We start from the raw sequence: 25,751 nt of genomic DNA on the forward strand, positions 1-25,751 counted from the left end.
CGTCCGGCAAAGTTTGCCGATGCGCCTACCCGGCCGACATCGACCGGATCAGCACCACGCCCGTCGGCTTGGTACTGACGAAGAAGGCCAGCAGCGCGATCGCATTGAGCAGCACGCAGAGCAGGAACAGGAAGCCGAGCCCTTCGGTGATCGCCTCGGCGCGCTTGCCGGCTTTCTGGATAAGGATACAGCCGAGGGTGAAGACCGAGGCCATGATGAGCGGCAAGCTGAGACCGGTCGGCATCGTCAATCAGGCCCTCGCGGATACACGGCAATCGAGTGCGGGAGCCGACGGCAGGGGTGGCAGGACGGCCGGGCCAGGAATGCACGCCTCAGGGGTGCGTCGGATCGCCAAAGTCATCGCCATCATCCGTTCGCGGAACTCCAGGTCGGCATGGCGCTTCGAGCGCGCCCTGATCTCGGGCCGTCCCGCCGGGTCGGCGCGCCGGACGGGCGACAGGGTCACTGCGCCAGCTCCGTGACGGGGACCTCGCGCTCGCTCAGGGCAATCAGGGCGAGTTCGCCGAGCCCGAGCGCCGCGAGCAGGATGTGGTCGCTCGGCGCCTCGTCCCTCAGCAGGGCGGCAGCGCCCACGAACCCGAGGGCCCCCACCGCGTCGCAGGTGAGATGAGTCCGCATCGAGAGGACCGGGACGAGGCCGCCCTCGTAGCGCGTCAGGATTGTGTAGGCGTAGTGCCACACCGGGCCGACCTGCATGATCCGGCGCGTGGCGGCACCCCGCCGCCGCGACAGCGCGGCGATCAGGGCCGGAAACACGTAGTCGGTGACGGCGTGCACGCGGCTCGGAACCATCCTCGAGGTTCTCCTCGTCAAGGCGTCATGACGATTTCGGCGACGTGCTTGCATCGCCAAGATGGCGCAGGTTCTCCGGGGGCGTCTCCGCCTCCGTCGCCTCGACCGAAGCCGTGCTGCCGCCCGCTACAGAATCGAGGCGTTGGTGCCCGGACGCGATGCGCGCCGTCTCCGCTTGCCAGCTCGGATCGGATTCGAGCTCGCGCTGGAGTTCCGCGGGACGACCGACATCGCGGGCGTCGTCCTGTCCGAAATCCTGGCCGTTGCGGTCGGCATAAGCGTCGAATTCCCGGAGATTTGGGCGCTTGGACTGGTGCGGATCGTCTGGTTTCTGGGCCATCGGTACTCTCCCGTGCTCTACTTACGCGCCGGTCTGGGCGGGTCAGATGATCGGCTTGCCGCCGGTCACCGCGACGGTGGCGCCCGAGACGTAGCTCGATTCCGGACTGGCCAGCATGACGTAGACCGGGGCCAGCTCGCAGGGCTGGCCAGGGCGCTTCATCGGCACCTGGGAGCCGAAGGTGCGCACCTTGTCTTCCGGCATGGTGGAGGGGATCAGCGGCGTCCAGATCGGGCCTGGCGCCACGCAGTTCACCCGGATGTCACGCTCAGCCAGCATCTGGGCGAGGCCGCCCGTGAAGTTCTGGATCGCCCCCTTGGTGGTGGCGTAGGCCAGCAGCTGCGGGCTCGGCGTGTCGGCATTTACCGAGGTCGTGTTGATGATCGCGCTCCCGGGCTGCATGTGCGGTAGGGCGGCCTTCACTAGGTAGAACATCGCGTGGATGTTGGTCGCGAAGGTGACCTCCCATTCCTCATCGGAGATTTCCTCCGGGTTGGCGAAGGTCTTCTGGTGCGCGGCATTGTTGACGAGCACATCGACCTGGCCGAACTCGGCCACCGCCTTGTCGACCATCGCCCGGCAATGCTTCGGGTCCTTCACGTCGCCGGGGACCGGGATGGCCTTGCGCCCGGCCGATTCCACGAGGCGGCAGGTCTCGCGCGCGTCGTCGTGCTCGTCGTAGTAGCTCACCAGCACATCCGCCCCTTCGCGGGCGAAGGCCAGGGCGACCGCGCGGCCGATGCCGCTATCCGCACCGGTGATGATCGCCTTGCGGCCGGACAGGCGTCCCGAGCCCTTGTAATGCGCTTCGCCGTAATCCGGGCGCGGGTCCATGTCGGCATCGCGGGCCGGCGGCGTGAGCAGGCGCTGTCGATCGAAGGGCGGCTTCGGAAATTCCGTCATTCTGGCGCTCCTTCCGGGGCGAAGACCGGGGATGACAAATCTCTGGAAGATCCACGCGCGGCGCTCGGCACCGCTCTCGCAGGGCATGCGGCCGCGACGCGGGCGAGCCCGGGCAGAAAGGCACGCGCGTCGGTGAGGCGAGACCAGCGCGATCGTCGCGGGCATCGGCTCTGCCCCGACAACCCGCGCTCCCGGGCATTGTTTCGTCCTTTGCGCGGGAGCCTCGGAGAGGTCAGGCGCGCGGCTGCAGGGTGGATGATCGTCCGGTGAAGCCCCGTCGTTCTGCGCGCAATCGCAGTAAAGGTGGTGTCGACCGTCGAAGCTTCGGCATCGGGAAGCGCTGTCGAAAGTGTATGTTTTTGCTCACGCGTCGGCCAGCTTGGCGATTATTCGGGAAGCTTGGCTGAAGATCGATGGGCCGGAACGATGCGCACAGCCCCGGGTTTGCACCGTATTCGGCAACGACGGGGTACCTATGACAACCAAACCACCGCCCGTTCCTCCGGCCAACCGCTCCGACAAGGGGCCCGGCAGCGCGACAGAGGCGCCCATTTCTCAGGGCCGCGCCGGCTCGCAGACGAAGGACCCGGACAAGGTCGGTCAGGCCGGGAACTCGAAGGTGAACACCACCAACCAGGGTTATCAGCAGGACCGCTGACGGCCACATCGGCGACGGCACTGCTCGCCGTCGCCTCCCACAGGACCGCTGATCCGCATCGGAGGAAGACCATGGCGAATGCAAGTCGGCATAAGGGCGGCCCGGGCGCCCAGGGAAAAGGGACCGGGACCGGCGCTATGTCGGAGTTGCCCGAGGGCGTGCTGCCGGAGAACATGGTTCTCAGCAACCGGGACAAGTCCCGGCACAGTGACCAGCGCGGCCTCGACAGCAAGAACGTTCAGACCGAGCAGTATCAGGACCACGCCGGAAACCGTCAGAGCGTGGACGCAGAGGCGCTCACAGCCAGTGGCAATACCAGCGGGCTCGCGAACCCGAAGACGGACGAATCCGGCGAGCAGAGCAGCCTCAAGAAGCAGCAACACTCCTGAGCAGTTTGCGTCACGCCCCCAACGGGGGCGTGATCCTGTCCGGGGATCGCGGCGCCGCCCGCGATCCTCGGCGCTTGCGAGAAATCATCGGGAGACGCGCGATGCTGAGATCGGGACTTCTCGCCGTGCCGGTCCTCGGCGTGGCGGCCCTGTCCGCTCTGGCCCAGTCGGCCAGTCCGACGCCCGGAACCGAGGTCGCGCAATCCAACGGGCTTCTCGGCACGCCGTTCTGGATCCTCGTTGGCGTCATCATCGCCTTCGCGATCCTGTTCGCGTTTCGACGCCGCCGTCGGTGAAAGAGCGTTAGTAATCCCGCTCATTATTCCAAGTATTCCCAACACGCGTCATAGCACTAAATCATTCGACACGAATGATGCAGCTTCATCAGCCTCGCCCGGGGCGTAGACTCTATCACTGCGCCGCAGTGTTTCTTCGTCCATTCTTGAGGCGCCGCGATCCGGATTCCGGCCGAGCTGGGGTGGCCGGCCCGCAGGGCGCGACGGGCAAGGTGATGCGTGTCTGAAGCCCGTCTATCGCGGTTCGACCGGATTTTCGACCGACTGGACGCGGCAGTGCCGCAGCCGCAGGCTTGGTTCTTCGCGCTCCGCATCTGGATCGCGATGATGCTGGCACTCTACGTCGCCTTCTGGCTCCAACTCGAGAGCGCCTCGTCCGCGGCTGTGAGCGTGGCGATCCTGGCGCAGCCGAAGCGCGGGCAGGCCGTCTCCAAGGCGATCTATCGGTTCCTGGGAACGATCCTGGGGGTGTGGTCTCCATCGTGTTCGCGTCAGCATCCGGTCAGGATCGGGTGCTGATGCTGGTCTGCTTCACGACCTGGCTGAGCCTTTGCGTGTTCGTCGCGCAATATCTGCAGGACACCCGCCCCTATGGCGCCATGCTGTCGGGCTACACGGTCGCGATCATCGCGATCAGTAACATCGACACGCCGCAGAACGTCTTCGACGCGGCTGTTTCGCGTGTCGCGGCGATTGCCGTCGCCATCGTGGCGATCACCTTCATCAACGATGCCCTCGCCTCGCCGAGCACGTGGCGCGGCCTCCTTCCGCCGATCGCCGCCGCGCTCCGATCCGTGAAGGCCTTCGCCCGCCAGGCCCTCCGGGAGGGCGATCCCGGGCCCGAGAAGGCCCTGGACCTGATCCGCATGACGGCTCCCCTGCGCGCCGACGCGAATGCGATTGCTGGCGAGCTCGACGACGGTCCGCAACGCGCGGCGGGGGCGCGCAGCGCCATCGCGGCCCTCTACGCCGCCATGGCGGAGACCCGGAATTTCGCCATTGCGGCCCGCGATGCCGGCCCGGAACATTCCGCCATCGCGGAAGCGCGGGCGATCTGCGCCAGTCTGGTCGTGGACGGGACGGCGCATTCGGCCCCTGAGACCTTCGCGGGCGCGCTTGGACGTTTGCGCGTCCTGATCGCGGCTGCAATCCGCGACGGGGGGCGCAGTCTCGACGAGGTGCTCGCCCTCCAGCGCGCCCACGACCTCGCAACCGCGCTGATGTTCGCACAGGACGGATTGACCGCTCTCGGCACCGGATATCGGCCGCTGCGCAACGTGCGTCTGCCGACACACCGCGATTTTCCGATGGCATTCCGCGGCGCCGCGCGGGTCGCCCTGGCCTTCGCGCTGACGGCGGCCCTCTTCGTCGCCCTCGGCTGGCCGGCCACGACCTACGCCCTCGTGCAGGTCGCCGCCATGGGCGCGATGTCGTCCGTCAATCCCGACCCGCTGAAATACGCCGACGGCGTCCTCATCGGCATTTCGCTCGCGGCCCTCTCGGCCGGGCTCATCCTGCTGGTGATCCCGCCGACCGTGAACGGCTTCCCGATCCTGTCGCTGGCCGTGGCGCCCGTCGTCCTCGCCGCCTGCCTGCTGATCGCGACCCGCCGCCTCGTCCATCGGCTTCATCCTGCTGGTCTATTTCCCGGTGCTGCTGTCCCCGGGGAATCCGCAAGCCTTCGAGGCGCAGACGTTCTTCACTAACATCGCTCAGATGATGATCGTCGCCGTGATCCTCTCGACGACGGTCCGAGTGATCCTGCCGATCCGACCGGACCAAGTCCGCGCCTACGCCTTCGGATCTGCGATTCGGGACGTCCGGGGCGCCCTCCTCGGGGAAGGCGGCGACGCGGTCGACCGCACGAGCCTGAACTGCGACCGGATCTTCCAGTACGCGCAGGTCAATGTCGGGCCGGAGATCGTGCGCGCCCGGCGCCTGAAGCTCGCCTTCGCGGTCGCCCATCTAGAGGCGTCCGCCGCACGGGCGCACGACCAACTGGGCGCCTTTCGACGCCAGCCGCTCCTGCGGGAAGCCGGAGAACGCGCGCAAGCCGCTCTCGCCGGGGGAGCGTCGGCGATATCAAGGCCGCGGCGCAGGCCTTGCTGAGGGCTGGAGGCGCGGCCGACACCAGCCTGCATCCGGCCGTGGCCCGGGCGTGAGCGATCTTGTTGCCGTAGCGCGGGTCATGGCGCGGCACAGGCGGTTTCTGCAGAAGATCAGGTCGCAGTTCGTCTGACTGCGGCCGCCGCCGTACGATGGGCGCCTCAGAGGCCGCCTTCAGCCCCTGACGGACCTCCCACCACGGAACTCAGGAGGTCCGCTCGGGAGAAGGAAGCGGACCTGACAACGCCGGCCCCGACATCAGGATGACGGCCAGCCTCTGCTCCCATGCGGCGGCGCTTGCGGATCGCAGTACGACGAGCCCTCGTGTGCCAGTAAATAGTCCCGCTTTAGATGGCCGAACTATTGAAGACCAACCGGGTGCCCGTGTAGGCGCGCACTAACGAGTTCGGCATCTCCGCCTTGGCAGCCTCGTAGAAGGTTTCGCCCGTGCAGTGAAGCGGAACGACAAAGTCAGGCCCGATCTCTTTCAAGGCCGCGATCGTCTGCCGGACGTAGTCGGGCTGGTAAGGCGCGAGGTGGAAGCCACCGATCACTGCATGCACCTTCTTAACGCCGGACACGGCTTGGGCCTGTCGAACGGCGTTGACCACGCCTCGATGACTACAGGAGGTCAGGATCACGAGACCACGTTCCTTCAGGTTGAAGGCTGTGGCGATTTCATGCTGAAACTGGTCGGGGATCAGTCCATCTCGTTGATTGGCCTGCGCCATCTGATCCGGATGACATCCCGAGCCATGATTGATGCCGAGCTTCATTGCGCTCGGTGACAGGAGCTTCTCGAAGCTGCTCTGGTCGATCTGACCGGATGTAAAGCCGTGGCCCGCCACAAGGGCTGGGCGCTCTGTCGAGGTGATCGTGAGGTTCGCGGATTCGAGGGCTTGGCGGTCGATCACACCAAAATCACCCTTAACCGGAGGGGCCGTCCACTCACGAGCGCAGAAGCAGTCTTCGCCGCCGACATGGAATGGAAGCCCTGGCTTGAGTTGCCCCCGGTTGTTGCCGAGGAAGCCGGCGAGGCCGCCGAAATGGTCGTAATGGCCGTGACTGAGAACGAGGGCGTCGATCTCGGAGGGCTGTACCCCCAGAAGCTTGAGGTTGTTATTGAGCGCTTCTGGCGTGAAACCGAAATCCACCAAGGTCTGACGCGTTTCCTCACCGCGCCGCGAGGTGACGTGCATCGAGAGTCCGAATTCGCTGTCGAGGGTCGGCCCTGGTGGATGATCGGGAGCGATGCCCCAGCCGAAGTGCTCGATGGCGAGCCCCTCCACCTTCCGGCTCGGAGCTACCGCGAACTGGTAGCTGTCGGTCACGATGCGCACGGCCACTGCGTCGAGTTCGGGCGCCGGCCCAGTCAAAGCCTCGGCCAGCGCCGGGCGCCCACCGCCTAAGAGGCTCGCCAGAACGAGGCCGAGGACCGAAGCGCCGCCACCGCAGAGCACGTCTCGCCGGACCGGATCGTCGCAGGTGATGCGCGAGCGCAGACTGCGACGGGGATGGTCCTGAGGTGATGATGGTGGATAGCCTATGATTTCCATAGCAACCTCCCGCCACGGGTCGAGACTCTGACCGAAAGCAGGGGCGCGGGTCGAGGCGATTGTGGATTATCGCCTCGCCGGGCGTCCGGAATAATCAAAATGGCACGCTGTGCGATACTCGACAAGCTCAAGGCATCGGAGAGGATGGCGCCCTAACGGCCAAGCCTATGTTCTATGGCACCTGATCCGGCAACGTCCGAATCCGGCGGGAAATCGGTCATTCGGGTTATTCCCCGCGAGCTTCTGCTCCCCACCTCCAGCAGACCTCGGAAGTGCCCGGCAGCAGGCTGCCGGATGAGACAGAGCCATACGGCTGGAACAGGCGGCTAACGGACCGTCGGCTCCGCTGCCTGATCAGTCCTACCCGGACGTGGCCCGGCCGCCAGCTTCAAGGCATGGCGTCTCACGTCCGGGGGCCAAGCGTTCATGCGGTCGGCAAAATCCTGGTCCTCGCCCGCGAACAAAGATCGAATCGCATCCTCGAAGCCGGGAAGGTCACCGGCCAGGGCGGTCAGGAAGCGGTAGGCGGCTTCGCGTGCGGCCTTGGCCTGGGTCTGGCCGCCATCGGAACGGCGAGCTTCGTCAACGAGACGCCGCAAAGCCTGAGATGCGCCGCCGGGTTGCGCGGAGAGCCAATCCCAGTGTCGGGGCAGCAGCGTAACCTCTCTGGCGACGACCCCCAGTTTCGGCCGCCCACGCCCGCGAGGCTCTGCGTCGAGGCCCGAAGCCGTTTGCGTCCGCGCCGCCCGTGCCTCGCGCTTCTCCCGCTCGGTGAGGCGAACCACGATTTCGGCTGTCGTGCCGCGCAGGTCCAGATCCACGACGGATCCCGATGCATCATCGAAGACGAGAATGGACGCGTTTGGGCGGGCGCCCTCAGCGGCCTTGATCGCCAGGGCCACGTCAACCAGCGCTCCAGCAGCAAGCTGCTCCGTGCCGACGAACGCGGTGCACGGCCTGGACAGGTAATCGGACATCGGGTCCTCCACTCCGGGTATTTTGACAGGGTAGAAACACGCGAGTCAATATCATCCGGATGATATTGCGCTCATGGCTGGCTTCGGCTAGCTGTCGCCGCCGGCAGGAGGCGTTCACGTCATGAACAGCGAAGATCGGAAGGCGGCCGTCGCGGCCTACAAGAAGCGAGAAGTCGCGGCCGGCATCTACGCCGTTCGCTGCGTATCGACCGGCGCAGTCTGGGTGGGGCAAGCCCCAGACCTATCCACGATCCAGAACCGGCTGTGGTTCACCCTGCGGCTCGGAAACAACACGCATCGTTCGCTTCAGGACGCGTGGTGCGCCGAGGGGGCGGAGGCATTCACGTTCGAGTTCCTTGAGCGTCTCGAACAGGAAGACATCGCTTATGTTCGCGACCGGCGAGTACAGGAGCGCCTCATGCACTGGGTGGAAAGGCTTCAGGCTGCTCGGGTCTGACAAAGAGACGCGGATGATGATGAAAATCCTGAACAACAACGGTATCACGCTGGCTTATGACAGCTTCGGCGAGGAAGAGTCGGAAGCCATACTGCTCATCTCTGGACTGGGGACGCAGATGATCCGGTGGGCAGAACCCTTCTGCCGGGAACTTGCCGTGCTCGGCTATCGCGTCATCCGGTTCGACAATCGAGATGCCGGGCGCTCGACCGCCTTCACCCAGCACGGAGTGGTGGATTTCGAGGCGTTGGTGTCCCTCCTCATGGCGGGGCAGCGGCCACCTGTGCCCTACACACTCGCCGACATGGCCGGGGATGCAATCGGTCTGCTCGATGCCCTCTCCATCCCGCAGGCTCATGTTGTCGGGCGGTCGATGGGCGGGATGATCGCCCAGGTGATGGCAAGCGAGCACCCGTCCCGCGTTCTCTCGCTCACCTCAATCATGTCAGCCACGGGAAACCCGGACATGCCGTCGGCAGACCCTGATGCCATGACAATGATGCGGCGCCACGCCCCTGACCCCGTATCGGACGAGGCGGGTTTCCTCGATCGCGGCATAGCCTTCGCGCGGCGCATCGCGGGCACCGTCTATCCGTTCGACGAAGAGGCCTGCCGTGCTCTTCTCCGGGAGGAGGTGCGGCGCGGCCATGCACCGGGTGGGTTCGGGCGGCAGCTCGCGGCCATCGCCCTGGCCGGCGACCGCCGGTCACGACTGGCGGCGATCAAGGCACCAACACTCGTCATTCACGGCACGGACGACCCTCTTTTCCCCCCAGCCTGCGGTCAGGACACCGCCGCCGCAATCCCGAATGCAGAGATGATGTTGATCGAGGGGATGGGACACGATCTGCCCACATGCCTGTTCCGGGCCATAGGCCGGGCCATCGACCGAACCGCGCGCCGGTCGCGACCGTCGATGTCGGGAGCTTAGAAGCCGTCTGCGCCCATTGAGAGTTCTGCATTCCTTTTCGGGAAAGGCCTCCTCAACCTCGATGGCGCACAAGGATCGGAGGCGGAGCGAACGCTATCAGACGAGGCCAGGCCCCGGTTGCCACCCGTCTCAGACCTTGCTCAGGGCACCAGCCCCGTGAGCCCGCAGGCCGCCAGGATCGTCGCCAACAGCGTGAAGCCGACGAGAAAGCCGGTACCGCCGAAATCCGGCCAAGCGGCGCGTAGCCTCATTGTAAGCCAATCATCGCTGCAGGCTCCTCGGTGACGGCCATCCCGACGCTCGGGACGGTCAAGGACGGACGGCACTCTCCAAAGGCGACTGGACCAAGCACCGACGCGCAAGAAATGCGGCTGCGGGCCCATCAGGCCTTGATCCAGATCAAAGGCTCGCGGCGGGGCCTTGCCAGGGCCGGGCGATCTGCGAGTCCGCAGCCGCCAGGGTGCTGCGGTGGTCAGCTCATCGCGGCCCGCGACGAGAGCTAGCCAGCCCGGCCGGGTTCGATGGACGGCCATTGTATGGCCGGTGTCGGAAAATCCTGACGACCACCTGCAAATCCGACAGGGGCCGAAGGCGGAATGTCCGCCTCCGGAGGAAGGGGCAAGGTCCGGTTGCCACGCCTGCCGCCGCGACAGCTCATTCCGCGGCTAAACCCGCTACACCGCCTCGAATACGGAGTTTGCCGGCTGGTCGGCGGCGCTCCCAGACCGACCCTCCCCAGCATCTCTGCGCAGAGACCGGTGTTCATGCGGTCAGATACGTGCCTGCTGGCGAATTTTTACCGTCGAGTCCGCGCGCCAATCTGGTTGATGTAAATTTCGTTAAGACGATGCGGCGGAAATCTATTTCCGAATGCAGGAGACACGTTGACCTGCTGGACGTAGACATGGCCCGGGTCATTGCTACGAATGGGATCGTGGAAATCCTGCTGTGCGATTCTGGCGGATTCCGCGAGTCCGAGCCTAACCCTGACTCTCGAAGTGCCGACAGATGAGGCGTTTGGCGCGGATGCGGAACGGGAATGTCTGCGTCTGCCATCGATGATGAACGGGAAAGGGTACTCGCCATTGGATATGACAATCGGCGGCAATTCTGGCCAGATCCCTTGGCCGGCATAGATACAATACTGCATCTCAGTCGGATCTGTCAGAAGGGTGCAGTCGTTTATCATGGACGGAGAGGCCTGGGCCCATCCACACGTGGGCAGGACGCACAGTGCCGCTGCAAAGATTGCTGGGCCAAAAGTCATGAGCCAGCTCCTGAGTCACGGCCAAACCGATCGACTTCAGTTATGCAGTTGTCGTGCCTGGTTCGGAATTCAAGCGTCCGTATGATTTTTAATGTTCGCCGGATTCAGCCTTCTTGGATCGGGGGTCTGTGTCAATAGCCCGTCGGAGCGGCATCCACGTGGGCGGGCGTGCCCGGCCGCTCGCGCCGGCACCACCACCCGAGCCGCCTGCCGCAACGTGACCTCGTTCGTCGGATAGGCGTCCTTGACCGCCTTGAACGCCGCGCGCGCCGTCCAGCGGGTAGATCACCCCGAGCCGCAGCTCGACGCGGCCGCGCTGTATGATCCGCGCCACCGCGCGAAATCGGGCGACCGGCACGGCCGGGGGCTTTGAATGGCAGAAATCTAACGCACATCAGAGTGACCGCGGTCAAACCGTGTCAACAAGTAGACAATCGCGGTTACATTCCTCGGCGTCCGCGAGTGAGGGTCTGACCCCCGCCGGACACGATGGGAGCGCCTGTATGGCGCGATTTTACTTTCACGTTCACGATGGCAAGAGCATCATTGACGATGAAGGCACGGAGCTGCCGAACTGGCAGGCCGCCCGAACCGAAGCCATTCGTCTCGCGGGTCACATCCTGCAGGACGAGGCTCATCGCATCGCCTTGGGTGAGGACTGGCGTATCGAAGTCACCGATCACACGGGGCTGATCCTGTTCCAGATGACGTTCCAAGTGGTCGAGGCCCCCGTCATTCTGGACCAGATCGCTCGGGATGCCGCTCGAGATTAGGCCGACGCTGGCCGATCACTCGGCGCGGCAAGTGCGGCTTCACTCCCTTAAGGCCGCGCCGAACGGTAGCGCTGTGGCCCATGTCGCGGACGTGTGGCCAAGTCCCGAGCGTCGGATTTGATCGGCGCATCTCCTGCTCTCCGAACTCTGGCGCGTAGACCCTGGAGGATCGCGCTGCTGTGATCGGATCGCGCTCTGTCCAGTTGTGCACAATTGAGCGAGATCAAAGTCATGCCGCACAGAGGCTGTCAGATTGCAGGGGCAGTTGGAACGGGGAAGGCGCTCCTCATTCCCCCCTTTATGACGCGCCTTGGGCCGATCCACGTCAGCCGCCACGCCCGCGAAGTCCCGTGGCGGGCTGTCGAGATGCGGCTACTCCACCGGGCGCCAATGTGGCCGGCCATCTCCAGCGCGGCACCGGGTAGCCGCCATGGTCGAGCAGGCCTGCGCCCAGAGGTCGTAGGGGACGCGGTCGCGCCGGGCGCGCAGCGCGACCGACGCGGCCGGGCAGCAGGCGACCATGACTCATGTGCTCGTATCCGGAAGCCGACGCTTCGCGTCCGACCTGAAGTGGCCCCTCGCGGCGCGTGTAAGGTGCGTCCGTTTTCGAGGGTTTCCGGATTTTTGATTTTCTGACTGGATATCCCGGTATCCAGAGCTGTGCGGCGTTCCCGGACGCAGCTCTCAAGGATGGTCGCTCTCGCCAATCGCCTGCCGCTTCGAGACGGGCAGCCGGATCGAGCAATGAACGCCGTCCTCCTCCATCACGAAGCTCGTCTCCGCGCCGAGTTGATACGGCAGGGCGCGCTCGATCAGGTCGCGCCCGGCTCCGCCTCCGGGTTGTGGCGCATCCAACCTCGCCCTGACGACCCCGCGCTCGCGCCAGTCCAGGTGCAGCCAGGGACGGCCATCCTCGGGCCATTCCAAGCCCCAGCGGATCTCGAGACGCCCCTGCGGCTGCGAGAATGCTCCGTACTTGACCGCGTTGGTGGCCAGCTCGTGGAGAGCCATGGCGAAGGTCTGGACTGTGCTGGAGCGCAGGGCGATCCCTGTCGGCCCATCCAGCGTGACCCGGCCGGCTTCGCCCTCGAGCGCCGCGACCTCGGTGCGGATCACCTCGTCGAAGGTGATCCGCTGCCCCTCGCTGAGGCGCGAGAGCAGACCCTGCACACGGGCGAGCGCCGCCAAGCGGTCGCTGAAGTGCGACCTGAAGTCGGCGAGGTCGGCCGATCGGCGCAGCGTCCGGTCCAAGAGGGAGCGCACCACGCCCATGAGGTTGCGCGTGCGGTGCTGCAACTCGGCGACGAGCACCTGCTGGCGCTCCTGCAACGCGTGCAGGTCATTGATGTCGATGGCGGCGCCGAACCAGTGCGTGATGGCACCGGCATCGTCGCGAACCGGGATTTGCCGCACCAGGTGCCAGCGGTACGCGCCGTCCGACCGCCGGATCCGTTGCTGGCGTTCGATCGGCTCGCCCGTCGCGAAAGCGTGCGCAAAGGCCGCGCGCGTCGCCTCAAGGTCGTCGGGATGCATGGCGTCGAGCCAGAGGTGGTCCCGGATCTCGGCGCCCTGCTGTCCGGTGTAGAACTTCCAGCGCTGATTGGTGGAGATCTCCCGTCCCTCGGGATCGGTCCACCAGAGCATGGCAGGGACAAGCTCGACCGTTAGCCGCTGCTGCTCCTCGCTCTGACGCAGCTCCTCAAGGCGGGCCCGAGCCTCGTACTGCCGCCGCCGCCCACGCAGCGCCGAGTGCACCACGCTGACCAGCGTCGTTGGGTGAAACGGGCGTTCCAGGAAGGTGACGTTGCCGAGGGCCTCCGATATCCACGCCGCCCTCGCGATGCGCTCCGCGCCGCCGCCGTGGCGCGTGAGCAGCACGAAGGCGAGATCCGACCAGGGCGGCTGACCGGCAACGAAATGGCTGACCGGCGAGAGATCGGCATCCCGGAGTGCCTCCTCGGCGATGATCACCAGCCCAGCCCCCTCCGAGATCATCCCGGGCAGCTGGTGGAGGTGGCTGCAGGTCACGGCGTGGACGCCAGCCGCCGCCAGGAGCGCTTGTGCGAGGGCGGCGTCACGGCCGATCGGCGCCAGGATCAGCGCCCGCTCGGAGAAAAGGTCCTGTGCGATCGTCACGAGACGCCATCGCTCGGTCATGGGCCGAGATCTTTCTCCTTGCCGACATAGACCGGGACGCCGCGCAGCACGCCCTGGAATTCCGTCAACGGTGCCCCGATCGCCAGACCGGATGAACCGATGCGGTACTCGCGGATCGTGTCCTCGTGCCTGCCGGTCCGCTTCTTCACCACCGAGATCGCTCGCCGGACCTGCCCGCGCGCTTCGAAGTAGCGCAGCAGCAAGACCGTGTCGGCCAAGTATGTGAGATCGACCGGCGTCTTCGTGTCGCCGACCAACCCGTGCTGGGCGATCGTCAGGAAGGTCGTGGCCCCTTGGCGGTTGAGGTATTGCAGCAGTTCGTGGATGTGCAGGATCAGCGCGTTCTCCTGCGGCATCGCGGCCTGGTAGCCGTTGAGGCTGTCGATCACCACAGTCTTCACCGCGTTCCTGTCGACGCAGGTGCGCGCCTGGTGTGCGAACTCGCCCGGCGACAGTTCGGCGGCATCGACCTGCTCGATGTAGAGCAGCCCTTGGTTGCACAGCGCCTCGAGATCGATACCTATCTGCCGAGTTCGGTCGAACAGGATGCCCAACTCCTCGTCGAACACGAACATCGCGGCCTTCTCGCCGCGGGCGACGGCCGCGAGAACGTACTGAATGGCGAGCAGCGACTTGCCCGTGCCGGCCGGGCCCAGGATCAGGGTGCTCGATCCCTGCTCGATTCCGCCACCCAGGAGAGCATCGAGTTCGCTGATGCCGCTCACCAGCTTGGTGCGCGTGAAGGCGGTCTTGTGCTCCAGGGAGATCAGGCGGGGGAAGACCTGTACGCCGCCCGTGGCGATAGTGAAGTCGTGATAGCCGCCGCGGAAGCGCTGGCCGCGGTACTTGGCGACGCGCAGCCGCCGCCGCTCGGCCCCGTATTCGGGTGCCTTCTCCTCGAGGTGAATGACACCTTGGGCGACGCTGTGGACGGTCTTGTCCATGATGTCGGCTGTGAGATCGTCGAGCATCAGCACGGTGGCGCCTTGGCCGGCGAAGTAGTGCTTGAGCGCCAGGATCTGCCGGCGGTAGCGAAGGCTCCCGCCGGCGAGCAGACGGATCTCCGACAGGCTGTCGAGCACGATGCGGGTAGGCTTGTGGGCCTCAACCGCCTGAAGGATGGCCCGCGTGCTCTCGCCGAGTTCGAGGTCGGAGGAGTAGAGCAGGCTCTGCTGCCGGCTTTCCTCGAACAGATCCTCAGGCGGAACGAGTTCGAACACGGTGATGCGCTCGTCCAGGCTCCACCCGTGAGAGAGGGCGTTGTCGCACAACTCCTGCTTGGTTTCCGACAGGGTGATGTAGAGGCCGATCTCGCCGGCTCTGGCGCCCTCAAGCAGGAACTGCAGTGCGATCGTGGTCTTGCCTGTTCCAGGGTCGCCCTCGAGTAGATACAGGCGATCACGGGTGAGGCCGCCACCGAGGATGTCATCGAGGCCGGCGATGCCGAAGAGGGCCTTTGTTTGGCTCAGGGGGCGCGGTCATGGAAGCCGATCTCGGTGGGAATGTGGGCGGCCAAGGCGCCCGGGCGCACACCTATAGGAGGTGATCCGATTGGCCAGGCGGGAGCCGCTGTCGGCTTTGCTGTAAGCCTGCGCCCACAATCACAGTCTACCATTGCGGCCCCCTTCCTCGCCAGCATCTTGGACGGTGCGAACGGATGAGAGAAAGGCCAGAGGATCGATTGTCGGTCTCGAAAGGTCGAGTCCCGGGAGTGGGGCAAGCGGCCGTTCCGGCCGCCCAGACCTAAGAACCGGAACGGCGTCAACACCTGGACCGAGGAGGAGGTCGCCCGGTTCGGGGCGCCTTGACCGCTCGGCACCCGCGAGCGCCTGGCGCTCGATCTCCTGCTCTACACCAGCTTGCGCAAAGCCGGCGCGCTGGGTCGCCGAGAGCGGGGCGAAAGACCCCGGGCTGAACGCGTGGTTCGGATGGGCCACGGGAAGCCGCGAGAGCGCGACCCTCGTGCGGGACGCCAATCGAACGAAGCTTGCCGAGCGTATTGCCGACTGCTGATGCGGCGACGCGATTCCCGCACCTCAGCACCCGGTGCGGAAGCGAGAGCCGAAAGGCCAGCGAGTACAAGATGTTACGAAGAGTATGGCTCCCCGAGCAGGACTCGAACCTGCGACAAGGCGATTAACAGTCGCCTGCTCTACCAACTGAGCTATCGGGGATCACGAAGGCGTCTGTACACATCGGGTTCGGCGGACGCAAGAGCCTGGATGCGCGATCCGCACGATATTCGCGGCTGCGACACCTTCGAAGTGGCCGATCGGCAACAGTCGCCCAAGCTCCGGCTGGGCGCCCCGCAGCAGTGGGGAAAGCAGCGGAGGGCTCCGGAGTCATCCGGATGTCACGGCAGCGGCCTACGGGACCCGCCCCGCCGGGGAAGCCGGCGCAACCCCACAGCGAATATGCTGACCCATTGCTGCCTCGACCCTCAGGATCCCTATGCCGAGCGCGAAGTCCGCGTCGCCTTCGAATGGGCCGCCGATGGACCACACCTGATCGTGGCCCTCGACGAGCAGGCCACCGATATCCTGCCCGATCTGGTGGAGGCGCAGCGCGACGACCTGCGCCAGGAGATCGTCGCAGCCTTCCCGGTCGCCGGGCAGACGAGGATCGGTCAGCTTCGCGCCGGAGTCGCGGGATTGCCGGGCAACTGACGAGGCGGAAGCTCTCGATGTCGCGCTGGTTGGTGCGCCTCACTTCCAACGGGAGGCGCGCACAGGCCCGTTCCGGCCAGGGCAGAAATCGCGCATGAGCGGCAGTTGAAGAACAGCTTTTCAGGCGCGGATTTCGTGTCGCCGGCCGGCAGAGAGAACGCGCTTGAGTCTGATTGCTTTCAATGAACTGTGCGTTTTGCCAGCAAAATGAAAAGGCGAACTAAAGCGAAGATCTCTTGTTTTTGCCGACTATACTTAACCTGTCAGGCAAAGAACATTCCATATAGCTGCTGGCTCGTCGTCCTCTGCGAACGTGGTGTCGCTCCCATGCGCGTCTCCCTCGGTTTCAAGCACTCGGCTGTCGTCGGTCTGCTGGGCATCGTGGCGATCGGCATTTCGGCCTTCGCCGTACGCCAGTCCGTCTGGGAGCAGGAACGTGCGGCGGCCGCGGACAGGATCTGGAATGCCGGTCTGCAGGCCGGTTCCTTGGGTCAGGCCATCGAGCATGCGGTGGTGCAGGCCACGGCCCTCTACACGGCCGAAGACACGGCGGAGGCGCGCACGCGCCTGTCGGCGCTCCACGAGGCTCTGGCTACGGTCGCGCAGGTGCGAGGGCCATTCCTCGAAGCGATGGAGGACCAGCTTCCCGAGGATCGGCGCCGTCGGTAGGAGATCGGCGCCGTCGTGTCCCTGATCCGCGAGGTTGCCGATCAGACCAACCTGCTGGCCCTCAATGCCACGATCGAGGCGGCGCGGGCTGGGGCTGCCGGCCGCGGCTTCGCCGTCGTGGCGGCGGAGGTGAAGACCCTTGCCGGGCAGACGGCTCTCGCCACCGATCGCATCACCGGGCAGGTCGGCTCGATCCAGAGCGCTGCCGCCCGGACCGTTGGGGCGATCGAGTCGATTGGCCAGCCGATCACCCGTATGAGCCTGATCGCCTCCGAGGTCGCCGAGGCCACTGACCAGCAGGGCAATGCCAGCCAGGAGATCGCGCGCGCCATCTTCGATGCCGCCGCGGATGCCCGCAAGGTCTCGGAGAGCGTCGCCGGCGTGCGGGCGGCCGCCGCCTCCAACGATATCCAGGCCGGGCAGGTGCGGGGCAGCGCCGCCCACGTGAATGCCGGCACGCAGAGCCTTCAGCAGGCGATCGAGACTTTCATGGAACAGGTCCACCGCGCCTGAGCGCGCGCCGCCCGGAGCGGGACCACGCGGATCGCTCCTGTTCCCGGCGCGTCATGCCGGGAGCGACGGTCGGAAGAGAGAAGGATGGAGGCCTCGCCCGGAATCGAACCGGGGTGCAAGGATTTGCAGTCCTCTGCGTAACCACTCCGCCACGAGGCCACCTTCAAGCGACGCCGCAGCGCCGCACGGAGCCTGGCGGACAGCTCCGGGTGCGCGTCTCTAGCAGAGGTAGGCGGCGTCAGGCAACGGCTACGGCGACGCGACTTTGCGGGTTTCGGTCAGCTCTGCCAGACCCGAGGCATCGGCAGGCGGCGGTACCCGGCAAGGAAGCCGGCCACGAGGCCGCGCAGCGGGCCGATCTCGGCCGACAGGGCCCGCACGACAAGGTTGCCGTTCCAGGCGCTCGCCGCCGCCTCGATGCCGGGTATATCCGCCTCGGCCAACAGGGAGCGTGCCTCCTCCAGACACGTCTGCGCCCCATCAGAGGCGTCGAGCAGGGTCGCGCAGGCGCGCGCGCCGCCGCCGATCGCCGGCCGCGCGAGAAGATCGCCGATCGGACCCTCCAGCACGAAGCTGTCGGCATAAGTCAGGCGTCCAGCCCGACGCACGCGCCACGCATCCGCGAACAGTCCGTCCGCGATCCGCTCGCCGTGGGCCGCGCGGCCGAACACCACGATCTCGACGGCGATCAGGGCGGCCCCTTGGGCGAGGTCGGCCTCGAAATGACGCCGGACCCGGGCGCGGTCGAACAGGATGGTTTCTTGCGGCAGCCACGCGAGCCGCGCCCCCTCCCCCAGGGCGAGCCGGTTCTGGATCCGGCTCACCGGTCCATCCGACCGGTAGATCTTCTCCGCCGCCGTGGTGGTCAGCACGAGGTCGGCACCCGGAGCGAGATCCAGTTCGATCGCGAACGCATCGCCGCACGCCACCCCACCCGCCGTATTCACGAGCACCGCCTCCAGTGCCCCCTCCCCCCGCGGGAAGCGCAGCCGCGACGGGCCGGATTCCGAAAGGTCGAGGATGCGGGTCGAGCCTCCGGTCGAGGCCGGCCCGGCTCGCAGCCGGACGCGACCATTGGAGCGCTGGCGCGCCGGTGCCGCTTCGGTTGCCGGGCGCGAGAGCGGCGGAGCCGTGACGTGGCCGTGCATCAGTCGCGCCCGGCCGGGTCGCTCGGCACCGCCTCGATGGACAGGGTCGGCCTGTCGAGAATGCGCCGACCGAACAGGCTCGCCACCAGCTCGACCAGCACCCGGGCGCTGCGCCCGCGCTCGTCGAGGAACGGATTCAGCTCCACCACGTCGAGGGATCGCACGAGGCCGGAATCGTGCAGCATCTCCATGATCAGGTGGGCTTCCCGGAAGGTCGCGCCGCCCGGCACCGTCGTCCCCACTCCCGGGGCGATGGATGGGTCGAGAAAGTCGATATCGAGGCTCACATGGAGATGTGCGCCCTCGGCCGAGACACGATTGAGCACGCGCCGCAAAGGAGCCACCACACCGAACTCGTCGATGGTCCGCATGTCGGTGACGCCGACCCGCCGCGCGGTCACCAGAGCGCGCTCGCCCGCATCGATGGAGCGCAGGCCGAACAGGTGGACGTTGCTCGGCGGGAGGGGCTTCGGCGCCGGCTCGGCGAACAAGGGCGGGAAGCCCGGCTCCCCGCATAGGGCGGCCAGAGGCATGCCGTGGACGTTCCCGGATGGCGAGGTCTCCGGCGTGTTGAAGTCGGCATGGGCATCGAGCCAGAGCACGAAGAGCGGCCGGCCCTGCCGCGCGCAGTGGCGCATGGCCCCGTCCACGGATCCCAGCGAGAGGCTGTGATCACCGCCGGCGGCCAGCGGAACGGCGCCGGCCCCGAGCGCGTCCTCGACGGAGCGCGAGAGCGCGCGAGTCCAAGCCGCGACGGCATCGAGACCCCGTACCGCTGCCGGCCCATCGGGGAAGACGTCACCGTGGTCCACCACCGCGTACCCCAGGTCGCAGAGGACGCGGACCAATCCGGCCGTGCGCAGTGCGGCCGGTCCCATCAGCGCGCCGGGCTCGCTGGTTCCGACCTCGATCGGTGCCCCGATCAGCGCGATGCTGCGCGGTTCGTCCTGGCGGGCTTGGCTCGTCATCCGGTCTCCGTCGCGGAAGCCACTGCGCTCCGCGGCTCCTCTAGCAGGCGCCGGGCCGCCATACGATGACGATGCGCGGAACAGGCCGGCGACCGGACCTTCGGGCGCCCCCGGTGCGCCAGGATCCGGACGCCCTGGCTTTCGCCTATCTTCGCGAAGGTCGTCGACTACCGGTCATGCGGCGAACTGTCTCCACGCAGATCGGCAGCGGGATCGATTGTTGAACCGGCATGCTCGCCCTCGTCAAGACTTTGATCGGCGCCGCCAACTCTGTCCAATAGCCCTCATACGGACCAGATAAGCGAGCCCGTCCAGGATCATAGCGTTTACGAGATTTTCAGCAGCATTGCGGCATCGCCTCTGGAGAAACCCGATTTAAGGTATTCCAGAGACTGACATGGTAAAGCTTTCGCGGCTGAGCACCCGGCTTCCGGCGATGACCGTCGGATTGGCCCTGTTGAGCGCCACCGCGATGGGCGGCTTCAGCTGGTACTCGGCCCGGTCCGGCCTGATGACCGCGGCGCATGAGCGTCTTCAGCTCGCGGCAGCGGCCCGCCGGGACGGGATCGAACTGGTGGCGGACCGGATGCACGCCGACTTCCTGGCCGCCGCGGCTCACCCCCAGATCGTCTCGAACTTTCCCGACCTGATCGAGACCCTCGATCCCGCAAAGCCCGATACCGCCGCGGTGATCGAGGCGTTCCGCGCGCCGCAGACCGTCGAGGCCCGGATCGCCCTCGACGGAGCCGGCATGACCTCGATGTACGGCCGCCGGCACGCCAAGGTTCAGGAGGTGGCACGCAAGCTCGTCGCGCAGCCAGGCTATGCCGACCTCCTGTTCCTCGATGAGGCCGGCCGGATCGTCTACACGACGACAAAGGGCGCCGACTTCGCCAAGTCGGTCTCGGATGAGAGCCTGAAGGGGACAGCGCTCGCGCGCCTTGTCGAGCGGCTCGGATCCGCCGATCCGGGCGCAGTCCTGTTCGAGGATTTCTCCGCCTATCCGGTGGACGGAGTCCCGGCGGCCTTCATCGGGCGGGCCATGACCAAGCGGGCCAACGTCGCCATGGGAACGGCGCAGGCCGCGGAGCGGATCGGCTTCATCGTCATGCGCGTGACGCCGACCCTGTTCGATCAGGCCCTGGCCAAGCGCACTGGTCTCGGGGAGACCGGACAGATCCTCGCCGCCGGTGCGGACGGTCTCCTGCGGAGCAACCCGCCGCTGAATCCGAGCGTGAAGGCCGGAGACGGGCTCGCGCCGCTCGGGATTTCCCCGGATCGGGTGAAGGCGGGCGGCAATCTCGATTTCACGGCCGCGGACGGACCGCACATGGCCGCGGTCTCGTCACTCAATGTCCTGGGTGCGCCCTGGGCCGTGGTGGCGGAGCAGTCGCAGGCCGAGGCAATCGACGCGGTCCGGGCGCTCTCGCGCACGCTGATCCTGACAGGGCTGTTTGTCCTGGCCGTGACGGCCGTTCTCGGCCTGCTGCTGGCGCGTTCGATCGTGGCGCCGCTCGGGGCCCTGACCCGCGCGCTCAAGGCGCTCGCGGATCGGCAAGCGCTGACCGACGTGCCCGGCAGCCGGCGCCGGGACGAGATCGGCGACATCGCCCGCGCCGTGGTCACGATCCGGGATATGTCGCTTGAGGATGCAGCCCAGCAGTTGCAGACGACGGAGGCCGCGCGCCTGCGCGAGGAGCAGAGCCGCCGCGCCATGCTGAAGGAGCTTGCCGACGGCTTCGAGCGCTCGGTCGGCGGTATCGTCGAAAGCCTCACGGAGTCCGTCGCAGGGCTTCAGGACGCCTCCGGCACCATGCGGGTCGCCGTCGCTGGAACATCGCAGCGTTCGACCAGCGTCGCGGGTGCCGCCCAGCAGACCTCCGACAACGTCAATGCCGTGGCGGCCGCCGCCGAGGAACTGGGCGCGACCGTTCAGGAGATCGGGCGCCAGGTGGAGCAAGCCGCCGGCATGTCGGCCACGGCCGTGGGCGAGGCCCGGCGGGCCGAGCAGACGATGACCGATCTCGCCGCGGCGGCCACCCGCATCGGCGACGTGGTCGGCATGGTCTCGATGATCGCCGGCCAGACAAACCTCCTGGCTCTCAACGCCACCATCGAGGCGGCGCGCGCGGGCGAAGCGGGCCGCGGCTTCGCGGTGGTCGCCGCCGAGGTCAAGGAACTCGCCGCGCAGACCAGCCGCGCCACCGAGGAGATCAGCCGTCAGGTGGCGTCGATCCAGACCGTGACGGGTGACGCGGCCGGAGCGATCCAGGGCGTCGCGGCGCAGATCGAGGCCATGAATCAGGTCTCGACCAGCATCGCGGCCGCCGTCGAGCAGCAGGGCGTCACCACGCAGGATATCGTCCGCAGCATGGGACAGGCCTCCGCGGGCACCGAGGGGATGACTGCCGACATCGCGGAGGTCGCCCGGGTGGCGGACGATGCCGGTCAGGCAGCCGCGTCGGTGGCGCAGGCGTCGGATGCCCTCGCGGCGCGCTCGGAGCAGCTCCGCACCGAAGTCGCACAGTTCCTGCGGAACGTGCGGGCCGCCTGACGGGGCCGCGTCAGGCGGCCCGGGCCGGCAGAGCGGCGGGCTTCTCCGCCGGCTGCCCGGCGAAGGCCTGGGCCGCCAGGGGCAGCTCGATGGACGCACAGAGGCCGCCCTCGGGCCGGTTCTCCAGCGTCAGCCGCCCGTTATGGGATTCGACGATCGCCAGAACGATCGAGAGGCCGAGACCGAAGCCGCTGGCTTCGTTGAGGTTCCGCGCCCGGTCGCCGCGGACGAAGGGCTGGAGCATCGCCTCGCGCTCGGCCTCAGGGATGCCCGGGCCGGGATCGAGCACGCAGACCCGGACGCCCCGTTCGGAAGCCTCCATGTGAACCTCGGCCCGGCCACCGTACTTGACGGCGTTGTCCACGAGGTTCGTCACGGCCCGCTGCAATTCCTCGGGCCGGCCCTGCACCAAGACGTGCCGGCTCCGGCCGACGCTGACCGGGGCACCGAAATCCGAGAAGTCGTCGCAGACCGTCTGCACCACCGAGGCGAGGTCCACAAGGCTGTAGCTGCCCGTGTCCCGCGCTTGGCCGTCGCGCACGAAGGAGAGCGCCGCCTCGACGAGGCCGTTCATCTGGTCGAGATCGCGCAGGGTGGCGGCCCGGGCATGCTCGTCCTCGATGAATTCCGCCCGCAGGCGCAGCCGGGTGATCGGCGTGCGCAGGTCGTGGCTGATGGCCGCCAGCATCTGCGTGCGGTCGTCGATCAGGCGGCGCACCCGCGACCGCATCCGGTCGAGGGCCCTGGAGACGGCGAGGACCTCGCGCGGGCCTGCCTCCGGGAGCGCCACGTGGTCATCCCGGGTTCCGAACGCCTCGGCGGCGCCGGCGAGGCGCTTCAGGGGGGCCGTCAGGGCTCGGGTCGCCCAGACGCAGAGCAGCGCCAGTGTCAGCGCGAGAAACACCACCGTGAAGATCAAGGCACCCTGTTTGGGGCCCCGGAGCGGATCGTTCGGCATCGTCGCCTGGAGCCGCGCCCCGGCGGGCGTGACGATGCCGACATGCAGCCGCCCCTCCGAGCGGGCCTGTTCCGGGTCACCCGAGGACAAGTCGGTGATCGTCACCGGCCGGCCGGCACCGTTGCGCAGGCGGCGTATCACCGGAAGTTCGGGAAGCGGCTTGGCACCGTCCGGTATCTTTCCATCCCAGGCCTCCACGCGGATCAGCGGCAGGCTGCGCCCGCTGGCGAGCAGCGCCGGCCGGGCGGCGGGGTCGACCGCGTCGAGCAGGCGCGCGAGCGTGCCGAGGCGGCTCGCGGCCACGCCCGGGAGCTCGTCCGGATTCTGCGATTCGTGCAGGAGGAGGAACGCCGCGGTCGCGACCACGTGCGCCACCGCGATCCCAGCCACGACGAGCAGCGCGATTTGGCCCGCAATGGTCGTCGGCCGCAGCCGGGTACGCAAACGCTGCAGCGCGCTCATGAGCGCGTCACCTCGGGCGTGAACAGGTAGCCGCCCGACCGGATCGTGCGGATGAATTCCGGGTTGCGGGTGTCGCGCTCGATCTTCTGGCGGATGCGCGAGATCAGCACGTCGATGCTGCGCTCGAACGGGCCGGCGGCGCGGCCCTGGGTGAGATCGAGAAGCTGGTCACGGGACAGGACGCGACCGGGGCGCAGGCAGAGCGCGTGAAGGAGGTCGAACTCCGCCCCTGTGATGGCGATGCGCGCCCCTTCGGGCGACAGAACCTGCCGCAGGGAGACGTCGAGCGTCCAGCCGGAAAAGTGGAGGCGCCGACGCTCGTCCGTGTCAGGCGCCTCGGCGGCAACCCGGCGCAGGATCGCACGGATGCGGGCGAGGAGCTCCCGCGGGTTGAACGGCTTGGGGAGATAGTCGTCGGCGCCAAGCTCCAGCCCGAGGATCCGGTCCACATCCTCCGACTTCGCCGTCAGGATCAGGATCGGGATCTGCGAGGAGCCGCGCAGGCGCTTGCACAGGCTCAGGCCGTCCTCGCCCGGGAGCATCAGGTCCAGCACGATCAGGTCGATGCGCGATTCCGCCAGGGCCCGGTCCATGTCGTTCCCGTCGCCCGCCAGCGTCACGCGGCAATCGTTGCCGCGAAGATAGCGCGCGATCAGAGCCGAGATCTCCCGATCGTCCTCGACGACGAGGATGTGAGGTGTTGCAGGTGCACTCATCGCGAACGAGTCAGTGTGCGTGTCGGCGTGCATCATCAGGCTATTATGCGCCGAACCGATGATTATTCGAAGGTGGGAAGCGGAACCAATTTGTAAGCGCGTGTTTCTCGCACGCGCCCTGAATTGGGCGGCCACATGCCCGGGGGGGAATGATGTCCGGATTTGACGGCCAGCGAAACCTGATCCTGCCGCAGCCGCCGGAACTGGCCTCGCCCTGGCGCACGCCGGAGCGGGCCGCCCTTCAGGAGGAGGCCCGAGCCTTCGCGCGGGACACAGTGCTGCCCCTGGCGGACGAACTCGACCGACAGAAGGCCGAGATGCCCCGCTCGCTCATCGACGCCATGGCCGAGAAGGGCTGGTTCGGCATCACGATCCGCGAGCAGCAGGGCGGGCTGGGGCTCGGGGTGTTCGAGTACTGCCTCGTCTCCGAGGAACTGGCGCGGGCCTGGCTCTCGGTGGGCAGCATCCTGGCCCGCGGTCAGGGCCTGGGTACCCAGACCCTCGACCCGGATCGCCGCGCGGACCTGCTCCGCCGCTCGGCCCGGGGACAGTGGATCGGCTCGATCTCTCTGTCAGAACCGAACGCGGGTTCCGATCTCGCCGGCGTCCAGACCCGGGCGGTGCGCGACGGCGACCATTGGGTGCTCACCGGCACCAAGCGCTGGGCAGGCTTCGCCAGGGGCGCCGATTTCGTCGAGGTCCTGGCCCGCACCCGCGACCCCGAGCCCGGGGAATCGCGCTCGGCCGGGCTGGAGCCGTTCCTCGTGGTCAAGGACCGCGACAGCTTCCCGCCGGGCATGACCGGACGGGTGATCGACAAGATCGGCTATCACGGCTTCCAGACCTTCGAACTTACCCTGGACGGCGTCCGCGTGCCCGAGAGCGACCGGCTCACTGGCCTCTACGGCGACCAGGGGGCGGACGCGGATTCCGGCGGATTCGCTGCCGTCCAGAGGGGCCTCAACATCGCCCGGGTGCACACGGCGGCGCGCGCCGTCGGGGTGGCGCGGGCGGCAGTCGAGGACACACAGGCTTATCTCCAGGAGCGGGTCCAGTTCGGTCACCCGATCGGCGATTTCCAGGCGCTGCGCTTCGCCCTCGCCGACATGGCTGCCGAGGTCGCGCAGGCGCGCGCCTTCTGGCATCAGGTGGCCCACCTGCTCGACGAGGGCGAGGCCGCCGAAAGCGAGTCGGCGATGGTGAAGCTCCTGGCCACCGAGATGGCGGTGCGCGTCACCAACCAGGCGATGCAGCTGCACGGAGGCAACGGCTACACCACCGAGCGCCGGGTGGAACGCTACTGGCGCGACGCCCGCCTGACCACGATCTTCGAAGGGACGAGCGAGATCCAGCGGCGCATCATCAGCGACCGGATGCTGCCGAGGGTCACCTGATCCGTCATGCGGCGAATCGTCGAGCCGGACTCCCCGACCGGCCAGCCCCGGCTAACTCAGGATCGGTTTTTGCCCGGCAG

The 25,751-nt window shown here is 67.2% G+C and carries 24 protein-coding genes, 2 tRNA genes and 1 pseudogene; 13 read left to right on the forward strand and 14 right to left on the reverse strand.

Features of this window, described 5'->3' with window-relative positions:
* Positions 1-25: 25 nt before the first annotated feature.
* The 4 genes from ACYCO6_RS22380 to ACYCO6_RS22395 form a co-directional block, all read right to left on the reverse strand.
* Positions 26-244 (reverse strand): hypothetical protein, encoded by a 219-nt coding sequence (locus tag ACYCO6_RS22380; RefSeq protein WP_459773663.1) that lies wholly within the window; start codon positions 242-244, stop codon positions 26-28.
* A gap of 218 nt (positions 245-462) precedes the next feature.
* Entirely contained in the window at positions 463-813 is a 351-nt protein-coding gene (locus tag ACYCO6_RS22385) for a hypothetical protein (RefSeq protein ID WP_459763405.1), read from the reverse strand.
* Between the two features lie 25 nt (positions 814-838).
* Positions 839-1,153, reverse strand: coding sequence for a hypothetical protein (locus ACYCO6_RS22390; protein WP_459763407.1), 315 nt, complete (start codon positions 1,151-1,153; stop codon positions 839-841).
* A 42-nt stretch (positions 1,154-1,195) separates the two neighbouring features.
* Positions 1,196-2,056 (reverse strand): SDR family oxidoreductase, encoded by an 861-nt coding sequence (locus tag ACYCO6_RS22395; RefSeq protein WP_459763409.1) that lies wholly within the window; start codon positions 2,054-2,056, stop codon positions 1,196-1,198.
* Between the two features lie 475 nt (positions 2,057-2,531).
* Here ACYCO6_RS22395 and ACYCO6_RS22400 point away from each other — a divergent pair, with 475 nt between their 5' ends.
* The 4 genes and pseudogenes from ACYCO6_RS22400 to ACYCO6_RS22415 all read left to right on the forward strand — a co-directional run bounded on the left by ACYCO6_RS22400 (position 2,532) and on the right by ACYCO6_RS22415 (position 5,508).
* On the forward strand, positions 2,532-2,714 hold the full coding sequence (locus ACYCO6_RS22400) for a hypothetical protein (protein ID WP_459763411.1): 183 nt from the start codon (positions 2,532-2,534) through the stop codon (positions 2,712-2,714).
* A gap of 71 nt (positions 2,715-2,785) precedes the next feature.
* The gene (locus ACYCO6_RS22405; RefSeq protein ID WP_459763413.1) at positions 2,786-3,103 is read left to right on the forward strand and encodes a hypothetical protein; all 318 of its coding nucleotides are present in this window, start codon (positions 2,786-2,788) and stop codon (positions 3,101-3,103) included.
* Positions 3,104-3,204: 101 nt separating this feature from the next.
* Complete coding sequence (locus tag ACYCO6_RS22410; RefSeq protein WP_459763415.1) at positions 3,205-3,399, forward strand: hypothetical protein; 195 nt, start codon at positions 3,205-3,207, stop codon at positions 3,397-3,399.
* A 327-nt stretch (positions 3,400-3,726) separates the two neighbouring features.
* Positions 3,727-5,508, forward strand: a pseudogene (locus tag ACYCO6_RS22415) (FUSC family protein).
* Between the two features lie 344 nt (positions 5,509-5,852).
* On the opposite strand, the gene ACYCO6_RS22420 reads toward ACYCO6_RS22415, so the two are convergent.
* Positions 5,853-7,061 carry an MBL fold metallo-hydrolase gene (locus ACYCO6_RS22420; RefSeq protein ID WP_459763417.1) on the reverse strand — a complete coding sequence of 403 codons (1,209 nt, stop codon included), beginning with the start codon at positions 7,059-7,061 and terminating at the stop codon, positions 5,853-5,855.
* A gap of 326 nt (positions 7,062-7,387) precedes the next feature.
* Complete coding sequence (locus ACYCO6_RS22425; protein ID WP_459763419.1) at positions 7,388-8,038, reverse strand: DUF2239 family protein; 651 nt, start codon at positions 8,036-8,038, stop codon at positions 7,388-7,390.
* Between the two features lie 121 nt (positions 8,039-8,159).
* On the opposite strand from ACYCO6_RS22425, the gene ACYCO6_RS22430 reads away from it, so the two are divergent.
* The 4 genes from ACYCO6_RS22430 to ACYCO6_RS22445 all read left to right on the forward strand — a co-directional run bounded on the left by ACYCO6_RS22430 (position 8,160) and on the right by ACYCO6_RS22445 (position 11,466).
* Positions 8,160-8,495 carry a GIY-YIG nuclease family protein gene (locus tag ACYCO6_RS22430; RefSeq protein WP_459763421.1) on the forward strand — a complete coding sequence of 112 codons (336 nt, stop codon included), beginning with the start codon at positions 8,160-8,162 and terminating at the stop codon, positions 8,493-8,495.
* A gap of 13 nt (positions 8,496-8,508) precedes the next feature.
* Complete coding sequence (locus ACYCO6_RS22435) at positions 8,509-9,426, forward strand: alpha/beta fold hydrolase (protein WP_459763423.1); 918 nt, start codon at positions 8,509-8,511, stop codon at positions 9,424-9,426.
* 1,511 nt (positions 9,427-10,937) lie between these two features.
* Positions 10,938-11,066 carry a hypothetical protein gene (locus ACYCO6_RS22440; protein ID WP_459763425.1) on the forward strand — a complete coding sequence of 43 codons (129 nt, stop codon included), beginning with the start codon at positions 10,938-10,940 and terminating at the stop codon, positions 11,064-11,066.
* 130 nt (positions 11,067-11,196) lie between these two features.
* On the forward strand, positions 11,197-11,466 hold the full coding sequence (locus ACYCO6_RS22445; protein ID WP_459763427.1) for a DUF6894 family protein: 270 nt from the start codon (positions 11,197-11,199) through the stop codon (positions 11,464-11,466).
* A gap of 684 nt (positions 11,467-12,150) precedes the next feature.
* On the opposite strand, the gene ACYCO6_RS22450 is transcribed toward ACYCO6_RS22445, so the two are convergent.
* The 3 genes from ACYCO6_RS22450 to ACYCO6_RS22460 form a co-directional block, all read right to left on the reverse strand.
* Positions 12,151-13,623: a sensor histidine kinase gene (locus ACYCO6_RS22450; protein WP_459763429.1), complete on the reverse strand. Its 1,473-nt coding sequence runs from the start codon at positions 13,621-13,623 to the stop codon at positions 12,151-12,153.
* Positions 13,620-15,092, reverse strand: coding sequence for an ATPase domain-containing protein (locus tag ACYCO6_RS22455; protein WP_459773664.1), 1,473 nt, complete (start codon positions 15,090-15,092; stop codon positions 13,620-13,622). The genes ACYCO6_RS22450 and ACYCO6_RS22455 overlap by 4 nt, the downstream gene beginning before the upstream one ends.
* Before the next feature lie 629 nt (positions 15,093-15,721).
* Positions 15,722-15,797: transfer RNA gene (locus tag ACYCO6_RS22460), tRNA-Asn, on the reverse strand.
* A gap of 48 nt (positions 15,798-15,845) precedes the next feature.
* Between ACYCO6_RS22460 and ACYCO6_RS22465 the strand changes: the two genes are divergently transcribed.
* The 3 genes from ACYCO6_RS22465 (at position 15,846) to ACYCO6_RS22475 (ending at position 17,471) form a co-directional block, all read left to right on the forward strand.
* A complete protein-coding gene (locus ACYCO6_RS22465; RefSeq protein WP_459763431.1) occupies positions 15,846-16,289 on the forward strand; it encodes a hypothetical protein in 444 nt (147 codons plus the stop codon).
* A 327-nt stretch (positions 16,290-16,616) separates the two neighbouring features.
* On the forward strand, positions 16,617-16,958 hold the full coding sequence (locus ACYCO6_RS22470; RefSeq protein ID WP_459763433.1) for a hypothetical protein: 342 nt from the start codon (positions 16,617-16,619) through the stop codon (positions 16,956-16,958).
* 3 nt (positions 16,959-16,961) lie between these two features.
* On the forward strand, positions 16,962-17,471 hold the full coding sequence (locus ACYCO6_RS22475) for a methyl-accepting chemotaxis protein (protein WP_459773665.1): 510 nt from the start codon (positions 16,962-16,964) through the stop codon (positions 17,469-17,471).
* 85 nt (positions 17,472-17,556) lie between these two features.
* Here the strand turns inward: ACYCO6_RS22475 and ACYCO6_RS22480 are convergent.
* The 3 genes from ACYCO6_RS22480 to rocF all read right to left on the reverse strand — a co-directional run bounded on the left by ACYCO6_RS22480 (position 17,557) and on the right by rocF (position 19,587).
* A tRNA-Cys gene (locus ACYCO6_RS22480) sits at positions 17,557-17,630 on the reverse strand.
* A 119-nt stretch (positions 17,631-17,749) separates the two neighbouring features.
* Positions 17,750-18,619, reverse strand: a complete 870-nt coding sequence (locus ACYCO6_RS22485; protein WP_459763435.1) for an urease accessory protein UreD — start codon at positions 18,617-18,619, stop codon at positions 17,750-17,752.
* Positions 18,619-19,587, reverse strand: coding sequence for an arginase (gene rocF, locus ACYCO6_RS22490; protein WP_459763437.1), 969 nt, complete (start codon positions 19,585-19,587; stop codon positions 18,619-18,621). The genes ACYCO6_RS22485 and rocF overlap by 1 nt, the downstream gene beginning before the upstream one ends.
* A 397-nt stretch (positions 19,588-19,984) precedes the next feature.
* On the opposite strand from rocF, the gene ACYCO6_RS22495 reads away from it, so the two are divergent.
* Positions 19,985-22,141 carry a methyl-accepting chemotaxis protein gene (locus tag ACYCO6_RS22495; RefSeq protein WP_459763439.1) on the forward strand — a complete coding sequence of 719 codons (2,157 nt, stop codon included), beginning with the start codon at positions 19,985-19,987 and terminating at the stop codon, positions 22,139-22,141.
* 10 nt (positions 22,142-22,151) lie between these two features.
* On the opposite strand, the gene ACYCO6_RS22500 is transcribed toward ACYCO6_RS22495, so the two are convergent.
* Together ACYCO6_RS22500 and ACYCO6_RS22505 are read right to left on the reverse strand one after the other, a co-directional pair.
* On the reverse strand, positions 22,152-23,561 hold the full coding sequence (locus tag ACYCO6_RS22500) for an ATP-binding protein (protein WP_459763441.1): 1,410 nt from the start codon (positions 23,559-23,561) through the stop codon (positions 22,152-22,154).
* Positions 23,558-24,277 (reverse strand): response regulator, encoded by a 720-nt coding sequence (locus ACYCO6_RS22505; RefSeq protein WP_459763443.1) that lies wholly within the window; start codon positions 24,275-24,277, stop codon positions 23,558-23,560. Before ACYCO6_RS22505 ends, ACYCO6_RS22500 begins: the two co-directional genes overlap by 4 nt.
* A 152-nt stretch (positions 24,278-24,429) precedes the next feature.
* Here ACYCO6_RS22505 and ACYCO6_RS22510 point away from each other — a divergent pair, with 152 nt between their 5' ends.
* Entirely contained in the window at positions 24,430-25,671 is a 1,242-nt protein-coding gene (locus ACYCO6_RS22510; RefSeq protein WP_459773667.1) for an acyl-CoA dehydrogenase family protein, read from the forward strand.
* Positions 25,672-25,751: the final 80 nt, after the last annotated feature.

This window comes from Methylobacterium sp. CM6257 (assembly GCF_054611515.1).